The 21,959-nt window shown below is 28.7% G+C and carries 18 protein-coding genes; 6 read left to right on the top strand and 12 right to left on the bottom strand.

Features of this window, described 5'->3' with window-relative positions:
• Nucleotides 1-330 precede the first annotated feature (330 nt).
• Entirely contained in the window at nt 331-1,764 is a 1,434-nt protein-coding gene (locus tag F553_RS0109305) for a serine hydrolase domain-containing protein (protein ID WP_018999886.1), read from the bottom strand.
• Nucleotides 1,765-1,777: 13 nt separating this feature from the next.
• Complete coding sequence (locus tag F553_RS0109300) at nt 1,778-2,305, bottom strand: biotin transporter BioY (protein WP_018999885.1); 528 nt, start codon at nt 2,303-2,305, stop codon at nt 1,778-1,780.
• 679 nt (nt 2,306-2,984) lie between these two features.
• On the opposite strand from F553_RS0109300, the gene F553_RS0109290 reads away from it, so the two are divergent.
• Nucleotides 2,985-6,527 carry a YobI family P-loop NTPase gene (locus F553_RS0109290; protein ID WP_018999884.1) on the top strand — a complete coding sequence of 1,181 codons (3,543 nt, stop codon included), beginning with the start codon at nt 2,985-2,987 and terminating at the stop codon, nt 6,525-6,527.
• A 140-nt stretch (nt 6,528-6,667) separates the two neighbouring features.
• Here the strand turns inward: F553_RS0109290 and F553_RS0109285 are convergent, their stop codons facing one another.
• From F553_RS0109285 to F553_RS0109275, 3 genes are all read right to left on the bottom strand, one after another.
• Nucleotides 6,668-7,117, bottom strand: coding sequence for an Hsp20/alpha crystallin family protein (locus F553_RS0109285; protein ID WP_008537608.1), 450 nt, complete (start codon nt 7,115-7,117; stop codon nt 6,668-6,670).
• 48 nt (nt 7,118-7,165) lie between these two features.
• A complete protein-coding gene (locus F553_RS0109280) occupies nt 7,166-7,645 on the bottom strand; it encodes an Hsp20/alpha crystallin family protein (RefSeq protein WP_015563372.1) in 480 nt (159 codons plus the stop codon).
• Nucleotides 7,646-8,223: 578 nt separating this feature from the next.
• Complete coding sequence (locus F553_RS0109275; protein WP_018999883.1) at nt 8,224-8,526, bottom strand: hypothetical protein; 303 nt, start codon at nt 8,524-8,526, stop codon at nt 8,224-8,226.
• Between the two features lie 372 nt (nt 8,527-8,898).
• Here F553_RS0109275 and F553_RS0109270 point away from each other — a divergent pair, with 372 nt between their 5' ends.
• The 5 genes from F553_RS0109270 (at nt 8,899) to F553_RS0109250 (ending at nt 14,452) form a co-directional block, all read left to right on the top strand.
• Nucleotides 8,899-10,017 carry an aldo/keto reductase gene (locus F553_RS0109270; protein WP_018999882.1) on the top strand — a complete coding sequence of 373 codons (1,119 nt, stop codon included), beginning with the start codon at nt 8,899-8,901 and terminating at the stop codon, nt 10,015-10,017.
• A 29-nt stretch (nt 10,018-10,046) separates the two neighbouring features.
• A complete protein-coding gene (locus F553_RS0109265; RefSeq protein WP_018999881.1) occupies nt 10,047-10,733 on the top strand; it encodes a PDZ domain-containing protein in 687 nt (228 codons plus the stop codon).
• A 147-nt stretch (nt 10,734-10,880) separates the two neighbouring features.
• Entirely contained in the window at nt 10,881-11,762 is an 882-nt protein-coding gene (gene ylqF, locus F553_RS0109260; RefSeq protein WP_018999880.1) for a ribosome biogenesis GTPase YlqF, read from the top strand.
• A gap of 138 nt (nt 11,763-11,900) precedes the next feature.
• Nucleotides 11,901-13,715: a translational GTPase TypA gene (typA, locus tag F553_RS0109255; protein ID WP_018999879.1), complete on the top strand. Its 1,815-nt coding sequence runs from the start codon at nt 11,901-11,903 to the stop codon at nt 13,713-13,715.
• A 233-nt stretch (nt 13,716-13,948) separates the two neighbouring features.
• Nucleotides 13,949-14,452: a cell division protein SepF gene (locus F553_RS0109250; protein WP_008537673.1), complete on the top strand. Its 504-nt coding sequence runs from the start codon at nt 13,949-13,951 to the stop codon at nt 14,450-14,452.
• 64 nt (nt 14,453-14,516) lie between these two features.
• Here the strand turns inward: F553_RS0109250 and F553_RS11850 are convergent, their stop codons facing one another.
• The 7 genes from F553_RS11850 to F553_RS0109215 form a co-directional block, all read right to left on the bottom strand.
• Nucleotides 14,517-17,408: a DEAD/DEAH box helicase gene (locus F553_RS11850; RefSeq protein ID WP_018999878.1), complete on the bottom strand. Its 2,892-nt coding sequence runs from the start codon at nt 17,406-17,408 to the stop codon at nt 14,517-14,519.
• A gap of 87 nt (nt 17,409-17,495) precedes the next feature.
• Entirely contained in the window at nt 17,496-17,873 is a 378-nt protein-coding gene (locus F553_RS0109240) for a PH domain-containing protein (protein ID WP_015563378.1), read from the bottom strand.
• Between the two features lie 84 nt (nt 17,874-17,957).
• Complete coding sequence (locus tag F553_RS0109235) at nt 17,958-18,656, bottom strand: SDR family oxidoreductase (RefSeq protein WP_018999877.1); 699 nt, start codon at nt 18,654-18,656, stop codon at nt 17,958-17,960.
• Between the two features lie 11 nt (nt 18,657-18,667).
• Nucleotides 18,668-19,408, bottom strand: coding sequence for a sulfite exporter TauE/SafE family protein (locus F553_RS0109230; RefSeq protein WP_018999876.1), 741 nt, complete (start codon nt 19,406-19,408; stop codon nt 18,668-18,670).
• Between the two features lie 470 nt (nt 19,409-19,878).
• A complete protein-coding gene (gene tsaD / locus F553_RS0109225) occupies nt 19,879-20,910 on the bottom strand; it encodes a tRNA (adenosine(37)-N6)-threonylcarbamoyltransferase complex transferase subunit TsaD (protein ID WP_018999875.1) in 1,032 nt (343 codons plus the stop codon).
• Between the two features lie 37 nt (nt 20,911-20,947).
• Nucleotides 20,948-21,538, bottom strand: coding sequence for a ribonuclease H1 domain-containing protein (locus F553_RS0109220; RefSeq protein WP_018999874.1), 591 nt, complete (start codon nt 21,536-21,538; stop codon nt 20,948-20,950).
• A gap of 166 nt (nt 21,539-21,704) precedes the next feature.
• Nucleotides 21,705-21,959: IS3 family transposase (locus tag F553_RS0109215; protein WP_018999873.1), on the bottom strand; the 255-nt coding region annotated here is incomplete at its 5' end.

Below are 21,959 nucleotides of genomic sequence, written 5' to 3'. Positions count from 1 at the left end.
AAAGTCTGCTAATGCGGGAATGGTTAGGTGTTATTAATATTTAACAAAGTTATTTTCAATAATCTATGGTTACCACTAAAATTTATAATGCGGAAGTAGTTTGGTATTATGATGAATTAAGAGTGTAGTCGTGATTTTATTTTTACTAATAGTTTTCAGCTAGTGTAAAAGTCTGCTAATGTGGAAATGGTTAGGTGTTATTGATATTTAAAAATTTATTTTTAATAATCTATGATTACCACTAAAATTTATGATGCGGAAGTAGTTTAGTGTTGTATTTTTGTAGTGTGTAAATTAAAGGCTAGAGTAATCTATACTCTAGCCTTTTTGTTATTTTATGGGATTGGATATGAGATAATGGGGTTTTGTTCTGATGATGAAAGATGGAGTGGGGTTGTAATGTAGGTATAGTTGATGGTTGTAGTAGTTAAATTCTAAGGTGTCAATGAAAATGCCTTGGTTATAAACTAATTTTAAATTTAGTTTGTTATTTTGCCAGCCATAGTTGGCGTAAGGGTTTTCATAGAAAATTGTTGTACAAGAATCAAAGTTATCATTTTCGGAATTAGTATTATTCTTTTGCCAAGCGTTTAGTTTAGCTAATAAATTATATTTTCTAGTGCTTAAAGTGATATTAATTCTGATGCAATCAGGAGCAATTTGGGAGAAAGAAATAGAATTTAAATTTAGAGGATTGTGAGAGAACTTAAATTCTTGTTGAAAAATTTCGGGAATAATGGAATTGTCATTAGGTAAATATGGTAAATGAAGTTTAGAAAGATAGTTATTTAAAGATGATAAATCTTGAGTAGAGGATTTATTATCTTTTTTTATTTGAGCTAAAAATTTCCATGTAGCAGATAAAATAGCTTGTTTTTGTTCATTTTCAGCATTGCTAGTTATAGCTATGACCATATTTTCTTTAGGTAAGATAATGCAATATTGACCGAAAAGACCAGCACAGCGAAAGGCTTTTTCAGGTTGGCATTTCCAAAAATAATAGCCATAACCTAATTTGCTATCTGGAAAAGCTTTATTATCTGTATTTATATATACTGTGAGTAATTTTTCAATATATTCTGGGGCTAGTAATTGTTTATTATTCCATGAACCTTTATTGAGTATAAATTGACCAAATTTAGCTAAATCTTCTGTGGTCAAACTTAAACCCCATGAGCCTTTATCGTAGTTTTGAGTATTTTTTTCCCAACTTATATTAGTTATATTTAAATGAGAAAAGAGTTTTTCTTGTAGATAAGTCAAAAGATTTTTGCCAGTTAATTCTTGAATGATGGCACTACATAAAAATGGGCAACGGTTATTATAAAAGAAGGAAGTGCCAGGTTTTGTCTGTAATTTTAAAGAAAATGCTTCATTAATCCAATCATCTTTTAAGTAAAAATCTTGAATTTCTTTGTCGATAAAGCCATAAGTCATGGATAATAAATAATGTATGGTGATGCTTTTAATATCTTCAGTAGGTTCAAATTTTAATTTGTGTTTTAAAAGTGAATAAATTGTGGTATCTAATGTAAATAATTTATCTTGGAGAGCAAACATCATAGCAACGGCGGTAAAGGATTTGCTCACAGAAAATAAAGTTTGTTTTTCATGTTCATTATAAGGGGCAATATGAACTTTAGAAAGCAATTTATTATCTTTATAGATTACAAGTGAATGTAAGTTTAGATTAGTTAAGGTATCAACATATTGAAAAAAATAAGAAGGTGAGATACCTTCTTGTAAAAAATTATTGTTTATCATATATATTCCTCGATTAATAAAATAAATTTTTTCGCAAACGAACAGCAACGTAGCTGGCAATTAAAGTTTTGATGATATCACCAGGAATGAAAGGTAAAGCACCAATGGTGATGCCTTCTAAAATGGAAAGTTTCATAATGAAGCAAAGCATAGCTACACCAAAAATATAAGTGATAGGAATAACAGCAAGTCCTGCTAGAAAGAAGTTTTTGAAGGAGTTTTTATTTCCTTTTAAATAACTAGCGATAGGATAACTGACGATAAAGCCCCAAAGATAACCACCAGTTGGGGAAAATAAACAGTTGAAACCGCCTGCACCACCAGAAAATACAGGAAGACCGATAGCACCGATTAGCGTATAGACAATCATGATGATTAGAGTTTCTTTTGGTGTGGATAAAAATGCTGATAATAACATAGCTAAAGTAAGACAAGTAAACGGAACAGCAGTGATAGGGAAAGATATGTAAGCTGATATGCAGATAATAGCTACGCAAACAGCCATTTTTGATAGGGTTTTTGTTGTTAATGATGATGACATAAAATTATCTCCTTATATATTTATAAAATTGAATTTTATAAAGTATGTTTTGATATGATTATAAGAAAATAAAAAGATATAGTCAACTCTAAAGATGTTTTTGGTTTACTATGTTGTTAAGTTTTATTTTAAAAGTTATAGAATATAAAGTTTAAAATAATTATTGATTTATAGATAATATTATTTAAATTAAAGATATGATATAATTGAAGTCATGGGATAGCTTGATGTCGGACACCTCTCGTTAGGGAGGTGTTAGCATGACGACTTATGAAAAATTATCGTTAGTGATAAGTATTATAAATTTGATTGCTACGCTTTTTCAGATTATAAATAATTAGTTTATAAACGAAAAAAAGACCGTTCCGAAACGGCGGGAACAGCCTTCTTAACGAATTGAATTTTCTAAGAGAGAGGTGCTGACCTACCACAATCAGGCTATCTCTCTTTTTTATTATATCATAGAGTATTTTTATAATCAAAATATCTTATATTAAAATTATTAAAATTTACTAAGTTTGTTTAGAAAGAAGGTTTTATTACGAGAGAGAAATTTATAAAATTTGTAATAAAAAAATTAGTTTGGTTTGAAAGTCGAATAGAATATTATATTGATTATTTAAAAAGATGTATTTGTGCAGAGCGTAATGATTATAAAAAATTAACACCAATAGATAACATGGAAAATGGTGAAGAATATATTAATGCTTTAGATCAAGCTATCAATGATGAAGAAATTAGAAATATAGCCATTACTGCACCTTATGGAGCTGGAAAAAGTAGCGTTATAAAAACATATGTAAAAAAGCATCCTAGTTTAAAATATACATTTATATCCATGGCGACTTTTAATAGTAACGAAGGAAATTCTCAAGAGGATAAAAAGAATGAAGAGATACCTTTAGAAAAAATAGAAAATGTAATATTAAAACAATTTTTTTATAAAGTAAAAAAGAATATGTTGCCACAAAGTAGATATAATAAGATAGAAAAAATGAGCTATATGTACATTTTTATATGGACTTTTTGCGTTAATATATTTTGTTTAATTGGAAGTGTATTATTTTTTCCAGATGTTTTAAAGGAAAAAGTGATTAATTGTATTAATTTTTTAATTGATTTAGGTATCCCTGAATTTTGGTCATATGTAATAATACCATGCTTAGTATTATTAGAAATGATAATACTTACTATTATAATAAAACAGGGTATGATTAAATTAAAATTGAAAGAAATAAAATTATTTTCTAATGCTACTCTTGGAAATGAAGCGATTGATGAAAAATCTATTTTTAATAAGAATATAGATGAAATTTTATATTTTTTTGAAGCAACAGGATATGAAGTTGTATTTTTTGAGGATTTAGATAGACTAGAAAACAATGATATATTCATAGAGTTAAGGGATTTGAATTTTATCATAAATAATTACGAAGGCTTAGAGAAACCCGTAAAATTTGTTTATGCAGTAAAAGATGAATTATTCCATAATAAAGAGGAACGCACTAAATTTTTTGATTATATTATACCTATCGTTCCAATAATTAATGAAAGTAATTCAGAAGATGTTTTTTTGAAAGAATTTGAAAATAATGCTGAATATAATATATCAGAAGAATATATAAAAGATATAGCACCATTCGTATCAGATATGCGAGTTTTATATAATATTTTTAATGAATTTAAGATTTATAAAAGAACATTAAAAGATTCAGATAGCATAAAACTTGTAGATGAAAAGATGTTATCACTGATAATATTTAAAAACTTATATCCAAAAGATTTTGCTGAACTTCAAAATGAACAAGATGAAAGTATTGTTAAGCAAGCTTTTAAAAATAAACAATCATTTATAGAAAAAGATGTTGAAAAAATTAGAGAAAGTATAAATCAATTAGAAGAACAAATTATATTAGTAAAAGAAGATTGTTTAAAGAGTACTAAAGAATTAAAATATGCTTTTTGTGGTTATTTAGCTAATTGGGAAATAACAATTTCTGCAATAGGGAGACGTGAACCATATCATAATTCAAAAGAATTTTCTATAAAACAAATACTAGATGATAATTTTAATTTTGAAAATATCTATAAAGAAGGTAGTAGTTATTATATTTGTTATCCTTCTGGGTATTCTATTAATAAAGAAGGAATAGATTCTAATAAAATGAAGAAAAAATATATAGATTATTGTAGACGATGGAAAGCTTTAAAATTATTAGAAGATAAAAAAATGGATGGTATACATCATGATTTAGAAGAGTTAAATGAACAGTTACAAGATATATCAATATTATCTTTAAAAGAATTAATTGATAGAAATGATGTTAAAGAAGTTCTATCTGATAATGTTAGAAGTAATAAGGTCTTAGTTTTTATGTTAAGATATGGCTATATTGATGAAGATTATAGTATATATATTAATTATTTTAAAGGAGATAGTATAACAAAAGATGATATGAACTTTATTCTTAACATAAGAAATAGAGAGGTTCAGTCATTTGATTATAAATTGACTAGGTTAAGAGGTGTAGTTGATAGATTAAATATAAGAGATTTTAAACAAAAAGAAGTTTATAATTTTTATTTATTAGAGTATTTATTATTAAATAGTAGTAAAGAGATTGATAAAAATAAATTAGATAATTTTATACAACAATTATCAGATGAAGAAAAAGAAAGTTGGTCTTTTATAGATGCTTTTGTAAGGACGACTAATAACAGAAAGAAATTTATAAACTTATTGGCTTTAAAATGGGAAAACATGTGGAGTTTTTTAACTGAAAAAGCAGCATTAACATATAATAGACAAATAGAATATTTTAAATGTTTATGTGAAAGTCTAAAAGTAGAAGAATTACTTAATTTGAATAAAGATGAAGCATTTGAACAATTTTTTGAAGAAAATGAAGACATATTGATACAACTTAAAGATGTAAATATTAGTTATTTAGAAAAGATAATCGAGAAATTAGAAATACACTTTTATAAGTTAAATATAGCGGGAGTTGATAAAGAACTTTTGGATTTTGTATTTGATAATAAGTATTACGATATCAATAAATATATGATAGATATTATTCTTGTATACAAAAATAGTGAAATAGCAGAACGTGATTTAAGTAAAAAATGCTATACAATGATAATGACTTCTGGATATGATTGTTTAATAGATGATGTTTCCGATAATATTGAAGAATATGTAAAAGAAGTTATATTGAGTAATGATAATAACTGTGATGATGAAAAATATATCTTAGATTTGATAAATAAATGTAGCGATGATATGGATTTAGTAGAAAAAATTATAGTACATGAAAATTTTAAGTTAGAAAATATATCCGTTTGTGAAAATAAATATTGGTTATTATTACTAAAACATAGAAAAATCAATGCTAATTTTGATAATGTTATTCAATATTGGAAACAATTTTCAAAAAATGGATTAGATGAGGTATTAATAGATTTTCTATCTACAGAATGTGATGCAATCTTAAATAGTGATAGAAGTTTCGTTGAAGAAAAGTTTATAAAAGATTTATCATTTAGTGATATAGATAATAATATTTTTGAAAAATATATATCGTATTTAAGACTTATTTTTAGTGATTTAGAATTTGACTTTGCTTCAATGAACCAAGAAAAACTTAAAATTTTGATACAAAATAAATATATACTTTTAAATAAACAATGTTTTGATAAAATAAAAGATATATCTGTAGAAATGGCAACATTGTACATATTATCAAGTAAGGATAGTTTTATCGATAATATGGAAGTATTTCAAATTGATGAAGATATATTTAATAATTTGATGGCGAAAACAGATAAAGTATTCTGTCAAAAAATAGTAAATTATTATGGTAAAGATTATATAAATAAAAATCTAATAATAGCAATTTTTAATATGAATATTACTTTGACAAAAGACTTATTTAAAATTATATTTGATAAAATAAGCAATGAACTAAAATTAGCGTTATTAGTAAGGCATTTAGATTTATTTAATGCTGAAGAATTAAAAAATCTTTTCGCAAAAATGGATGGTGAGTATAAAGAATTATCGAATAGAGAAAAAAGACATAATATATATTTACCTATAAATGATGAAAATAAACGATTAGGTGATTATTTATATAAAATAGGATATATTTCAAATGAAGATAGATATGCTAAAAATAAGGAAGAAAATCAACTTTTATTTAGAATAAGAGCCAAAAAATGATATGAATTATTAAATATCATAAGTAAATAATAAAAATAGCCTTTATACTAAGAATAGATAAGTTCTCAAGTATAAAGGCTATCTTCAATTTATAAAGTATTTAATTTTAAAGGAGTTGCAGGAGGAAGGATTAAATTATATTAATCTATATCAATTTGAGTAGTTGTTGATTGTGGTTGAAGTTTTGGCAATGTCATTTTTAAAACACCGTCAGTATATTCAGCTTTAGCATTAGCTTTATCTATCTGACCTACATAGAATGAACGTTGCATTGTGCCATAATAGCGTTCTTGATGAATGTAGTTACTTTCTTCATTCTGATTTTGTTCATTTTGCATTGTAGCTTTGATAGTTAAATAACCATTTTGATAATCAAGAGCGATATTTTCTTTTTTTACTCCTGGTAATTCAGCAGTGAGTTCATAAGCATTATCTGTATCTTTTACATCAACTTTGAATGCATTGAACATGGAATTTACTGGAGCAAATGCGTTTTGGAAAAATGGTTCGTTAAAAACATCAAAAATAGATTTGAAAGAATTATCATTAGTTGCGAGATTATTTGTAAATGTAGGAATTAAACCAAACATGATAAATGCCTCCTAAAAGTTTAAAAGTCAAATTTTATTTAAAAGAAATTAGTCAATATTGATTTGAGTTGTAGCTTCTTCTTTAGTAATTTTTGGTAAAACTACAGTTAAGATACCATCTTGATAAGAAGCTTTGATATTTTTTTCATCAATATCGTCAATGTAGAAAGAACGTTGCATTTCACCTACATAACGTTCACGGCGAATATATTTTTCTTGAGGTTTTTCGTTTTTATCATCAGCATTTTCAGCAGGTTTTTCTTCTGTGGATTTTGTAGTAGTTGTTTTAATTGTTAAATAACCTTTGTTGTAGTCAAGAGAAATGTTTTCTTTGGCGATGCCTGGTAATTCAGCAGTGAGTTCGTAAGCATTATCTGTATCTTTTACATCGACTTTAAAGGATTTTACATAAGAATTCATTTTTGCAAATGGTTCATGAAAGAAAGGTTCATTGAAAACGTCGAATAATTTATTGAAATCATCATTACTTTTAGCAATATTTTTTGCAAATGGAACTAAACCGAACATAAATAACAACCTCCATGTATAGAGCAATAAATAAAGTCAAAAAGTCAAAATTTGTTTTGAATTAAACGGACTATCAAGTCCGTATTTAACTTTTATTTATTGTTATTAGTAAAATTATAAGATTAAAATTTAGATTTTGTAAGTATCTTAAGGGATATTTCTTATCTTTTGTATCTCTTAACGTCCTTACAATTATTATTATACTCATATTAGTCAAAATGTCAATAATTATTTTTGACTTTTTGACTATTTTTTCTACTTATTTTATAAGCCTTTATAGAGCTTTTGTTATTTGAAATTTGACTTTTTGTTATTTTGAAAATATATGAGAGGTACCATTTTGGTACCATCTCTTTATGAACAGATAAGCTTCATGTTGAAGAATCTATGTAATATACTATATTACATATAGGCAAAATATAGTGAAATAGTTCATATGAACAGTAAAACCCCATGAAGTTTGTACTCTCATGGGGTTTCTTGCGTTATATAATTAAAGTTACTGCTACTAGCATAGGAAGGGTAATAAAAGATATTATAATATAAAATTATATCTGATTATATTATAATGATATTTTTTATATGAGGTGATTTCCATCATTTTTTCTTAAAAATTTTAATAGTTCTGTTCGTATGAGAGCTTGAACTTGTGTAGATATATCTATATTATTCTTTTTTGTATTATTTTCATTTAATATATCTTTAAAGCTTTTTTCAATTCTATTTCTAGGAATAGGATAAGTATCTTTTCGAGCTTTTGAATAACCTAAAAAAAGACCAAAATTCTTTTTTCGTTTTTCTAGATTGATGGTAATAGAGTTTTTATTATTTATTTTTAAGTATTCATTATATGTAAGTATTGCCAATTGGCTATTTTGCAATTCTTCTTTTAAACAAAGGAGACAAATAAATACTGAAGAATCAATGCTATATTCTTGAAGTTGCTTTTTATCATTTTGGGAAAAATTAAAAGTCCAGCTATTATATCCGTTTTTCTTGCAATTTCTAGAAGTAGCATATTTTAAAAATAAAATATAGTTTTCATTATACTCAGTTAAAATTTTGTAGGCTTGTCTATTATCATCATCATATAATACTAATGTAGGTGAAAACTCTGGATTTTTCTCTAATATAGTATTTAAGACAGCACCATAATAAAAATTAGATAATTTTATATTATATTTAATTTTGTTTAGAAAATATCTATAAAAAATATTATAATTTAAATAAATATATTTTAGGAGAGTGGAATTATGGAAAATTTGAAGAAACTTGGTTTTGGCTGTATGCGATTACCTATGCTTGATGTGGAAAATAATAAGGTAGATATGGAGCAATTTTGTAAAATGGTTGATACTTTTATGGCAAAAGGTTTTAAGTATTTTGATACTGCGTATATGTACCATAATTATCAAAGTGAGTTATTTGTAAAGGAAGCTTTAGTTAAAAGATATCCACGAGAAAGCTTTTTATTGGCGGATAAATTACCTACAATGCAGTTGAAATCCATAGAAGATAATAAACGTATTTTTGATGAGCAATTAGAAAAATGTGGTGTGGATTATTTTGATTATTATTTATTGCATTGTTTAGATGTTGATAATTATGCAAAGGTCAAAGAATTTAAATCTATGGATTTTGTGCGTCAAATGAAAGCGGAAGGCAAGATTAAAAAATTAGGTTTTTCTTTTCATGATACAGCAGAATTTTTGGAAAAGATTTTACTTGAAATTGGTGAAGATATTGAATTTGTACAGTTACAGATAAATTATCTTGATTGGGAAAGCGATAGCGTGCAATCTCGTAAATGTTATGAAGTATGCCAAAAATATCATAAACCTGTGATTGTTATGGAACCTGTAAAAGGCGGTAAATTGGTAAATATTCCGCAGGCTGGTATAGATTTATTGAAAGCTCAAGATGAAAAAATGTCAGTGGCTTCATGGGCAATTCGTTTTGCTAGTAGCTTAGATGATGTATTTATGGTGCTTTCTGGCATGTCAACGTGGGAACAATTAGAAGATAATTTAAGTTATATGGAAGATTTTAAACCGCTTACTAAAGAAGAAATTGAAACAACTTTTAAAGTGGCAAAAATCATCAATGATACAACAGCTATTGCTTGTACAGCTTGTAATTATTGTAAAGAAAATTGTCCAATGCAAATTCAAATACCAGAGGTTTTTGAGTTATATAATAATGAAAAACGTTTTGGCATGGCGTCTGGTAGTAAGAAAAAATATCAAGATATGATAAAAACTCATGCGAAAGCTTCTGATTGTATTGAATGTAGAAGTTGTGAAGGTCATTGTCCACAACATTTGACAATTGTTGATTATCTAAAAACAGTTGCTAAAACTTTTGAAGATTAAGATTTGAAAGTTTTAAGGAGAGGGTTTTAATGAAAAAGATTTTAGTTTTATTCATGCTGTTAATGGCAATTACCGCTAATTGTTTTGCTAGTAGTATTAATCAAGAATTTGAAAATACAAATATCGAGCAAGTGAAACATGGTATAGTCAAAGCTATAAGTATATTTTCAGCAAAAACTAATTTAGTAGAAAAAGATGATAATACAATTGTATTGTTTAATGTTGTGGATACTGTAGATAAAAATAATAAATTTATGTATCGTGATAAAAAAGATATTATTTGTGAATTGGTGCAAAAAGGCAATAATGTAGAAATGACACTTTCTAGTAAATATGAAAGAATTTATGCTGATGGCACTAATGAAATTGAAGAATATGATAATGTCAAAGAATTAAAGGCAGTATTAAATTCTGTGAAACGTGTATTTTTTGATAGTTACGTTTATGGAATAGCTTCTAGTCGTGAAATTAAAGATAATGGAGTTATTATAAATGTAGCGGAAAATTCTCCAGCAGCAAAAGCTGGTATGAAAACAGGTGATTGTTTAATTAGCATCAATGGTAAAAGTGTAGTCGATAATTTTGAAGATTTTAATATGGGACAATTAGTAGATATATTTTCATCTGAACCTACAACTTTTGTAATTGTTCAAGATGGCACAGAAAAAACTATTGTAGTAGAACCAGATAAAATAAATGCTATAGGTGTAAAATAAAAAAATTTTGATTTTGTATATATATTGGTATATAATACTTTTTATAAGACACTGTCTTGTAGTTGACACAAGATAGTGCCTTTTTTGTTGGAATTTGAATTTTATGTTATAGATATTTGAATATTAATATAAGGAGGAGTTTATTTAATGGAAGAAAATATGCAATATGATGATTTAGGAACACTTGCTCAATTAAACTGGTTCCCTGGGCATATGGCAAAAGCTAAACGCATTATTGTGGAAAATTTAAAATTAGTTGATGTGGTCATTGAGCTTCGTGATGCTCGTATTCCTAACAGTAGTGCAAATCCAATTTTAAAAGATTTAATTGGTAAAAAACCGCATTTAATCGCTTTGAATAAAATTGATTTAGCAGATAATAATATCAATAATAAATGGGAAGAATATTTCACATCTATGGGTAAATCTGTGGTGAAAATCAATTCTTTAGATGGTAAAGGTATTCGTCAATTAGTAACTGTAGCAGATGAATTGGCAAAGGTAAAAACTGCTAAATTCGCTAATAAAGGTGTAAAACCTCGTAATGCTCGTGTAATGATTGTAGGTATTCCAAATGTAGGGAAATCTTCTTTAATAAATAGATTATCTGGCAGTGCTTCATTGAAAACTGCTGATAAACCTGGTATTACACGTGCAAAACAGTGGATTAAAATAAAAAATAATCTTGATTTATTGGATACTCCAGGTATTTTATGGCCAAAATTTGAAGATCCTGAAGTAGGATTGAATTTAGCTTTTACTGGAGCTATCAGTGATGAAGTTTATGATATTGAACGTGCTGCTGAAATCTTATTATGGCGTTTAAAAGATGATTATGCTAAAAATATAAAAGAACGCTATAAAATAGATGAAATTCCACAAACTAGTGAAGAATTATTTACTTTGGTAGGCAAAAAACGTGGATTTTTACAAAAAGGCGGTATTGTAGATACTGAAAAAACTGCTATTGCTGTGCTTAAGGATTTTAGAGCAGGAAAATTAGGAAAAATCTCTTTGGAAAGACCTTGAGTCTAAAGAAAAATTTTTAGCTATTTTAGTATTTTAATTTGACATAAAGATATTGATATACTACACTAGTAAAGAGATATTTTATCTTTTATATGATGTAAACATAATATATTCATTAATACATTGGGAGGAATTTTTTTGTATACTAATAACAAATTGAGAAATGTCGCTATCATAGCTCACGTTGACCACGGTAAAACAACTCTTGTTGACGCAATGCTTAAACAAAGCCATATTTTCCGTGCTAACGAACAGGTAGCAGAAAGAGTAATGGACTCTAATGCTATTGAACGTGAACGCGGTATTACCATTTTGTCTAAAAATACAGCTGTAATGTACAAAGATATAAAAATCAACATCGTTGATACACCAGGCCATGCTGATTTCGGTGGCGAAGTTGAACGTGTACTCAACATGGTTGATGGCGTTTTATTATTAGTTGACGCTTCTGAAGGTCCTATGCCTCAGACTAAATATGTTTTACGTAAAGCTTTAGAACAAGGTTTAAAACCTATCGTTGTTATCAACAAAATTGACCGTCCTGACCAGCGTATTGATGACGTTTATGACGAAGTTTTGGAACTTTTCATGGAACTTGGTGCTGATGATGATCAGCTTGATTTCCCTGTTGTATACGCAATTGCTCGTGATGGTATTGCTAAACTTGATCTTGATGATGAAAGCGATAGCTTAGAACCATTAATGGATTTACTTATTAAAGAAATTCCAGCTCCACAGGGTGATGTAGAAGGTCCTCTTCAAATGATGGTAACTACACTTGATTCTGATGAATATGTTGGTCGTGTAGCTATTGGTCGTATCATGCGTGGTAAAATCAAAGAAGGTCAAAATGTAGTAGTTATCAGTGGTGATGGCGAAACTAAAGAACGTATCGGTAAAGTATATGTTTACCAAGGTTTAAAACGTATGGAAGTTAGTGAAGCTGAACTTGGTGAAATCGTAGCAATTACTGGTCTTCCTAGTGCAAGTATTGGTCATACTGTTGCTGATGCTGAAAATCCAGAAGCTTTACCTAGCATTAATATTGATGAACCTACATTGTCCATGACTTTTGGTGTTAACACTAGCCCATTTGCTGGTCGTGAAGGTCAGTTTGTAACATCTCGTCATTTACGCGACCGTTTATATAAAGAAACTGAAACAAATGTAAGCTTACGTGTTGAAGAAACAGATAGCCCTGATACATTTAAAGTTTCTGGTCGTGGCGAATTACATCTTTCTATTCTCATTGAAACAATGCGTCGTGAAGGATACGAACTTCAGATTGGTAAACCAGAAGTTATTTATAAAGAAATCAATGGTCAACTTTGTGAACCAATTGAAAACTTAACTATTGAAGTACCTCAAGAATTCATGGGTACAGTTATGGAATCCCTTGGTACTCGTAAAGCAGAACTTTCCAATATGACTGAATTAAAAGGTTATTTACGTCTTGAATTCACTATTCCTGCACGTGGACTTATCGGTTTCCGTTCTGAATTCTTAACTAATACAAAAGGTAATGGTATTATGAACCATGTATTCCGTGGATATGCTCCATATAAAGGTGATATTCCAGGTCGTAGCCGTGGTTCTTTAGTAGCATTTGAACAAGGTGAAACAACTCCATACGGTATTTATACTCTTCAAGACCGTGGTGTAATGTTCATTTCTCCAAACCAAATGGTTTATGAAGGTATGATTATTGGGGAAAATACTCGTGAACTTGATATGGACGTAAATCCATGTAAGAAGAAAAATGTTTCCAATATGCGTTCTTCTTCTTCTGATGAAGCTATTCGCTTAACTCCACCTCGTCTTTTAAGTCTTGAACAGGCTCTTGAATTCATCAATAAAGATGAAATGGTAGAAGTTACTCCAGAAAGCATTCGTTTAAGAAAAACTATTCTTGATAAATCTCAGCGTGGACGTTTACGTAAAAACGCAAAATAATTTTAAGTATAGTATATAATGTGTTAGAAGCGACATTTGTATGTGTCGCTTCTTAGCATATTTATGAATTTATTTGATTAGTTAAACAATCAAATAAATTTTATGAAAATAATATTTATTACAGTTTTTTGCAGGATTTTTTTATTTTATATAGAATTGTTCTAGTATGGGTTTATTTTAATTTTATATAAAATATATTTATGGGTTATAAAAGAGATATTTGAGGTGAGATTATGGCGGATTTTTTATCAAAAATCACTAAGTTTCTAATTCCAGAAGAAGTTGAAGAAATAGAAGCTAAAGTTGATGAAAAACAAGAAACTAGAAGACAAACAGTAAAAGTAGCTCCTAATGTTACTCGTGTAGCAAATGGACCTTCCATTTACACAAATACAGCTGAAGCTACGAGAGATGAAGCAACATCATCTGCTACTAATAACTACGAAGAAAATAATCGTCGTCCTAGTTTAAAAGTATATAAACAGCCAAATATGAATGTACTTGTATTTGAACCTACCAATTTCAATGATACAAGAATTGCTGCTGATGCTTTAAAAGCTTCTAAAGCTGTACTTATCAATTACGAAAAAATTGAACAAAGTGAACAAGTTCGTATTTGCGATTTTATGAATGGTGCTTGCTATGTATTAGATGGTTCTGTAAAAAGAATTTCTGCAAAAATGGTATTATATGTGCCAAATGGCGTATCTATTGAAGAAATTATTCCAACAAAATAAAAAAAGACATCTATGGAAATGGAAGTTTATGAAACTTATCATTTTTTATAGATGTCTTTTTATTTTAAACGGTTACTGTTGTAAGATAATCGAAAATATCTGCTCTAACAGGTGTATCTAATTTATAGAGAATTTTAAAACCATTATATTTAGGTGCAAATTCTGGATTGCCTTGGGCTGTGATTTCACCTAAAAAATAAAATTCTTTAGCTTCTTTATCTTCATTAGGTTTGCGTACAAATAGATATAATTTATTTTGTTCTTCATTCGCATTATATATATGTTTAGCATCACTAGAGTCTAATTTTCGATTGCTTTTGGAATAGGCTGTAATCAAAGTATTGCTTAAAAATTCATTAGTATAATCTACTCTTTTTTTATCCGGAGCTATATAATTGATAAATACTGGCAGGGTATGTGTTGTTTTTTCATAAAAATAACCAGCCATGGCATTAGGGTTTATTTTTTGAGGCCAATTTAATAGATAACAAACTTCTTCATAAGTGTATTTTTGATAAAGAACAAGATTAGTATTTTTATATTTATGCTGATAATATTTTTGATATCTTTTTAGGGCAAAATCGAGAATTTCATTTATTTGAAAATAGAACTTTTCATCTTGTAAAACTGATTTAAAAATATCACTGATGATATAATCATTATCGCTTTCTTTGATGAAAATGCAATTACTAAATTTAGCTTGCTCATTGCTTATGGTAAATAGATTAGTTAAATTGCGTATTAATGAAACTTTTATTTGTTCAGTTAATTCTTGATGGTATTTTGTAGTTAAGATTTGTTCAATATCTATTAATAAATGAGGTGTATTTTTTAATAATAATTTTAAAGCTATGAGTTCATGAATTCTTTTGCCTTTAGCGAAGCGATATGAGATAAAATAAAGAATTTCTTCTTGAATTGTATTAAATCTAATTGTGTAATCTTTATCGTATTTTTGCAAGAAATTATGATATGTTTTAAATTTATCAAGGAATTTTAAAATGTCTATACTACCAAACTGGGAAAAATCAAAGATAGAAGGAATTTTTCCTAATTTTTGTTTTAATTGTAGATATTCATTTTTCAATAAGGCTGTATCGCTTAATTTGGCACTATCAATGGCTTGATAGATTTTTTGGCGAGCTATTTTATCAAAATGAATGGTAGAAGAACCAAAGATGAAGCGATTTCCTTCTGCTACATAATGACGGATATTATCTTTATTATAAGAAATATCACCAGATAGGGCTATTGGTATCATAAAGTTATTTTGATAGTTGCCGATAAAGTCAAGAATTACTACATAATCTTTTTGCGGATATTTACGAAGCCCACGACCTAATTGTTGAACGAAGATAATGGCTGATTTTGTAGGTCTGAGCATAATTATTTGATTTATAGCAGGAATATCAATACCTTCATTCATAATGTCTACAGTGAATATATAATCAAGACCTGTAGAGCGTTCTTTTTGTTCTAATTTATGAATGGCATTGGTTCGCGTTTCTTGACTATCTTTACCTGATAGAGCAATGGTATGAAATCCTCGCTCATTAAATTTTTGTGAAAGTATTTGGGCTTCTTCTATGTGACTACAAAATATTAAACCGCGTAGACGTTCTCCACTAAAGCCATAGTATTGAGATTGATTGATGATATGTGTTACGCGAGCGTCTGTAGTTAAATCATTAAATGTTGAATTATCATTGATTTCTTGATCATCAACTGTGATATCAGTGATGCCAAAGTAGTGAAATGGGCAAAGTAAATTTTCTTGCATAGCTTGATTTAAACGAATTTCATAAGCTATATTATGGTCAAATAATTGGTAGATATCAAAACCGTCTGTGCGTTCTGGTGTCGCTGTCATACCTAATAAAAATTGTGGCTGAAAATAATTTAAGATTTTTAAATAACTACTAGCACCAGCTCGATGAGTTTCATCAATGATTATATAGTCAAAATGTGTTGGAGCGAATTGAGTTAAATTTTCTTCTTTGCTTAGCATATTTATGGTGGCAAATAGATAAGGCTTATGAAAATCTTTATGGTTAGCTGATAAAATACCATATTGGATATCTGGTATTATTTTGGCAAAAGTTTTACAAGCCTGTTTGAGAATTTGTTCGCGATGGGCTAAAAATAATAGTCGTTTAGGCTTGGCTTTTTTGACAGCAAAGGCACTTAAATATGTTTTTCCTGTGCCTGTGGCAGATATCAATAATGCTTTATGTTTATTATCTTGTTGTAATTTTGCTAATGCTTTTAATGCTTCCTGTTGCATTTTGTTAGGAGTAATATCATTAGTAGAGATATTTTCTTGAGCTGTAGCAAATTGTCTTTTTAATTTTTGTAAAGAATGATATTTATCAGCATATTGTTTAAGCCAGATATCAGTCAAAGGCATGGCTTCTTGCCACATTTGTTGAAATTGAGATAATGTATTGTTGATTAAAGCACCATTTACTAAAGAATTTATTTTTAGGCTCCATTCTTTATTTGCTTTTAAGGCTGTTTGCGTTAAATTATTACTGCCTACAATTAAAGTATAATAATCGTTTTGTTCAAAGATATAGCCTTTGATATGGAAATTTTCTTTAGTATAGATGCGAATATTTAAATTAGGATATTGTTGTAATTCCTGTAGAGCTTTTGGTTGATTAAAATATAGATAATCAGTGGTCAAAATATCGCCAGTGATGTTTTTTTCTTGAAGGCATTTTAAACATTCTTTAAGACAAATTAAGCCACTTTGAGTGATAAAAGCTATGGCAAAATAAAATCGTTTACAAGTTTGTAATTCTTGAAGTAGTTCTACTAATAGATTAGAGCCACTATTATAATCATTATAGATTATCTGTGGTTGTAAATCAGGTAAGGAATTTATTTTATCATCTATAAGAGCGCTAGCAAGACTTTGTTGGAGTTCTTGAGCTAAATAATCTTGTGTTTGCATAGAGTAACCTCATAATTTTATATTGAATTTATTGATAAAAAAGGCTGAGTTTAAATCTATAAAGGATTTTAAACCCAGCTTTTTATTTTAACGTAATACATATTCAGCTAAAATAGCTTGTAATTGATAAATATCTAAACTTTTATCAAATTTTTTGCTAATAGGCATATCCATACCAGCGACATATATTTTTAATTCAGCATCTAAATCGAAATGACCAGCTGTTTCAATGCTGAAATGTCTTATGCTTTTATATGGTATAGAATGATATTGTGTTTTTTTGCCTGTAATACCTTGTTTATCTACAAGGATAAGGCGTTTATCGGTAAAAATAAATAAATCACGAAAAATTTCATAAGCCTGTTGAATGCTTTCGCCATTAGCTAATAATTTAGCGTAATCTTGGCGGATATCATCAAGATTTGCTTTAGAGGCATTGCCTAAAAGATTATCAAATAATCCCATAAAAATTCCTCCTATACTTATATACATATTTTTATATTACAGATATTTATATAATATAATTCTGTATATCGAGGAAGAATACCTTTATTTATTGTAATACCAATCATAATCATCATGATAAATCATTTGTTTCGTCATGCCACCATCAACGATGATATCTTGACCGGTGATAAATGAAGATTTCTCACTGCAAAGAAACATCACAGCATTTACAATATCTTTTGGTACGCCAACACGATTTACTAAATGTTGAAGTTTATCTGCTGAGGAAAATTCACTATTTGTAGTATCTATCCAACCAGGAGAAATACTATTTACACGAGCTTTTCCACGCAATGTTACTGCCATTGCATGAGTTAGTGAAGAAATTGCTCCTTTAGCAGCAGTGTAACTTTCAGTATCTGCTTGACTCATCAAATGACGGCTAGAAGAAATATTTACAATGCTAGCATTGTCTTGAAGATGGTTCATAAATAATTTAGTAAGCATAAAAGGAGCTACAGCACCAACTTTTAGTACGTAGAGAAAATCTTCATAAGAAGCAGTAGCTAAGCCACCTTTCATAAGGCAAGCGTTATTGATTAAATAATCTATTTTTGTATGATCATCAATTACTTTTTGGGCAAATTGCGTCAATATTTTTTCATCAGCAATATCGCCAACAAAATAATCATTAGGTAAAACATCAATAGTACATACTGTAATATTTTGAGCTTTGAATTCATCACAAATGGCTTTGCCAATACCTCTAGCTCCACCAGTAACAACAGCAACTTTATTCATATAATTCTCCTTTAATTGATAGCTGAATAAATAGTATATAAAGCACTGAATAATAACATAACAAAAACGAGTCGATTAAACATTTTTTGAGAAATATAAGGAAATAATTTATTACCTAGCCATAAAGCAATAAAACAGAATGGAACGATATAAATACTTTGTTCAATAGCGAATGAAAAATCTTTTCCTGCTAAGTAAAAAGCAAAGATACCTAGGTAGTTAATGATAGTAAAATAAGCAATACAAGTGGCACGCAAAGAAGTTTTATCGCGATTAGTAGATGTTAAATAAATAATAAGCGGTGGGCCACTCATACTGGTAGAAGTATTTAAAATACCAGATAGACAACCAACAACACCAGTTTTACAGGAAGTTTCAGTCAGTTGTTTACGGTAAATTTTGGTGAGAAATAAGAATGATAAAATAACACAAGCAATGAAAATTTTTAATCCTATAGTAGGCACAAATAGATAGATGAGAATACCAATAGGATGACCAATTACTGAACCAATCAGCAATGGTTTTAGAAAATGCCAATCAATATTATCTTTGACAAAAAATACAAAAACAGTATCAAGAACGACAGATAAAAATTGCAAAAGAACAACGACTTCTTTGGCATCATAGACCATTAAAAGCAATGGCGTAGAAACAATAGCAAATCCAAAACCCGTCAAGGATTGAATTAACGTAGAAATAAAAGCTATACCAATAGCTAATAATAACGAAGTATCAGAAAATATCTCCAACATAAAAAATCGCCCACTTTAAGTATTAGTTCATTTCTTTGATGACAAAGAAACGAACCAAAGAAATCACCGCAGATAAAATTTTAATTTTGAAAATAATTATCACTTCATACAACGCTTAGAAACTCGCTTCGCTCAAACATTCAGACTAAAACCGTATTCAGTGATAATTGTTTTCAATAATCTTGCGATTACCATTAAAATTTTATAATGCGGAAAATAAAAGTTACAAATTATTATTTTGTAATTGTTTTTAAATAATACCAAAATTTCCCGCATTAGCAGATTTTACGGTAGCTGAAAGCTATTGATAAAGATAAAATTATGGCTATGTTTTTAGTCCAACTGTTTGAATGAAGTGAGTTTTGGACGTTGTAGACATAATTTTATCTTTATCAAAGAAAAATCAATATCGCGGGATTTTTTCTTTTTGATTCGTTTTTCTTTTAGATAAAAGAAAAATGAATAGATAACTATTCTTTGTCAGTTAGTTCTAGATAAGGGATAGCGTTTAGGTTGCTATCAGCAAAGTCTCCTGCTTGGGCTTGGTAGTAGCCACGGCAGGCTATCATGGCAGCGTTGTCTGTGCATAAGATTTTGCTTGGGTAGTAAAATTCTAAGCCGTTTTCTTTGCAGGCTTTTTGGAGATGTCCTTCTAGGGAGCTATTTGCTGCTACGCCACCGGCAAGTACTAGTTTTGTCATGTTGGTTTGACGAGCTGCTTCTACAGCTTTATGCACTAAAATATTAACTACTGATTTTTGGAAGGAAGCGGCAACATCAGCTTTATTGATTTCGATGCGTTTGGCTTTCATATTGTTTAAATAATTGAGCACAGCCGATTTTAAGCCACTGAAGCTAAATTCATAGTTACCTTTTTCATTTAATGCCATAGGGAAATCAATAGCATCAGGATTTCCTTCTTTAGCTAATTTATCAATTTGAGGGCCACCTGGATAAGGTAATCCCATTACACGAGCTACTTTATCAAAAGCTTCACCAGCTGCATCATCGCGAGTTTGTCCCATTAGGGAAAAATGATTATAGTCTTTTACGTGAACTAGGGAAGTATGTCCACCAGAAACTACGAGAGCCATAAATGGTGGTTGAAGTTCAGGTGTGGATAAGAAATTGGCGAAGATATGACCTTCTAAATGATTTACGCCAATTAGTGGTTTATCTAAAGCAAAAGCTAAAGTTTTGGCAGCAGATACGCCTACAAGTAAAGCACCTACTAATCCTGGGCCATACGCTACAGCAATGCGATCAATATCTTTTAAAGTAACATTTGCTTTGTGTAAGGCTTCATCTAAAACAGGCATGATATTAACAATATGTTTACGAGAGGCGATTTCAGGAACGACACCTCCGAATTTTTGATGAATTGGAATTTGAGTAGAAATTACATTAGCTAGTATTTCTCTGCCACCGCGTAAGATAGCAACAGAAGTTTCATCACAGCTAGATTCTATACCTAAAGTCAATGAATTATCTGTAGTAATCAAATTTTTATTCCTCCTCTAATTTTTATTAAGTAATTTATTATAAACCTAAAGCTTGTTTAGCTAATTTGTCAGCAAGTTCATTACCTAATACTCCTGTATGACCTGCTACTTTTTTGAAGGTTATTAAATGTAAATATGGTTTCATAAATTCAGCATATGCTTTGGTCAATTCTTTATTTGTTTTCCAATTGCCTAAAGCCCATTCAGATAAACCGATATAATCATGACAGATTACAATTTTTTCATCATGAGCAATAGCCCATTTGGTAGCTTCCATAGCACCTTGAATTTCTCCAGCTACGTTATGTAGTTCACTAGCATCTATGGAAGCGCCTTTTCCGTTGAAAGTATCTATTAATTTACCTTTATAAAAAATAGCCATACCCCAGCTATATTCACCATTTATATATGAACCATCTACATAAATATAATAACGATCATCATCTTGTTCAGAAATATTGACAGAAGGTTTATCTTCTAAATAGTTTTGAGCTTCTTCTTTTGTGGGAAAAGATTTAAATAATGCTCCTTTAAAACCTTGTGTTTGTTTTTGACATTCAGCCCAAGTAGTGAATATTCCTGTTTGATAACCTTTTTTTACTGCGTAAAATTTTTTCTTTGTAGCCATATGTCCTCCTTTACAATATGTTTTATTATAGCATTTTTGTTTTATTATAGCTATTTTTTGAAGCGTTTTATTTATAAAATAAGAGTTATAAAATTTAAACAATAAAAAAGCACTTTAAAAGTAGTTAAATTACTTTGATATGCACCCAAAATATTGGACATATTAATTAAGCTACTAATTGAGACTTAGTTCTGTATTCTACAGGACTAAGTCCTTTTAGTTTTATCTTTATCCGTTTTGTATTATAATATTTTATATAAGATTTTAACTCTTTTATAAAATCTTCAACGGATTTGAATTTTTTTAAATAGAATAATTCGCTTTTTAGCAAACCAAAGAAATTTTCTATTACGGCATTATCTAAGCAGTTTCCTTTTCGGCTCATGCTTTGGATAATGCCTTTTTCTTTTAATAATTTTTG

It is taken from the genome of Megamonas rupellensis DSM 19944, assembly GCF_000378365.1.
GTDB classification, from domain to species: Bacteria; Bacillota; Negativicutes; order Selenomonadales; family Selenomonadaceae; genus Megamonas; species Megamonas funiformis.
The sequence above is the reverse complement of the archived record's forward strand: the minus strand, read 5'-3'. Positions and strand labels throughout refer to the sequence as shown.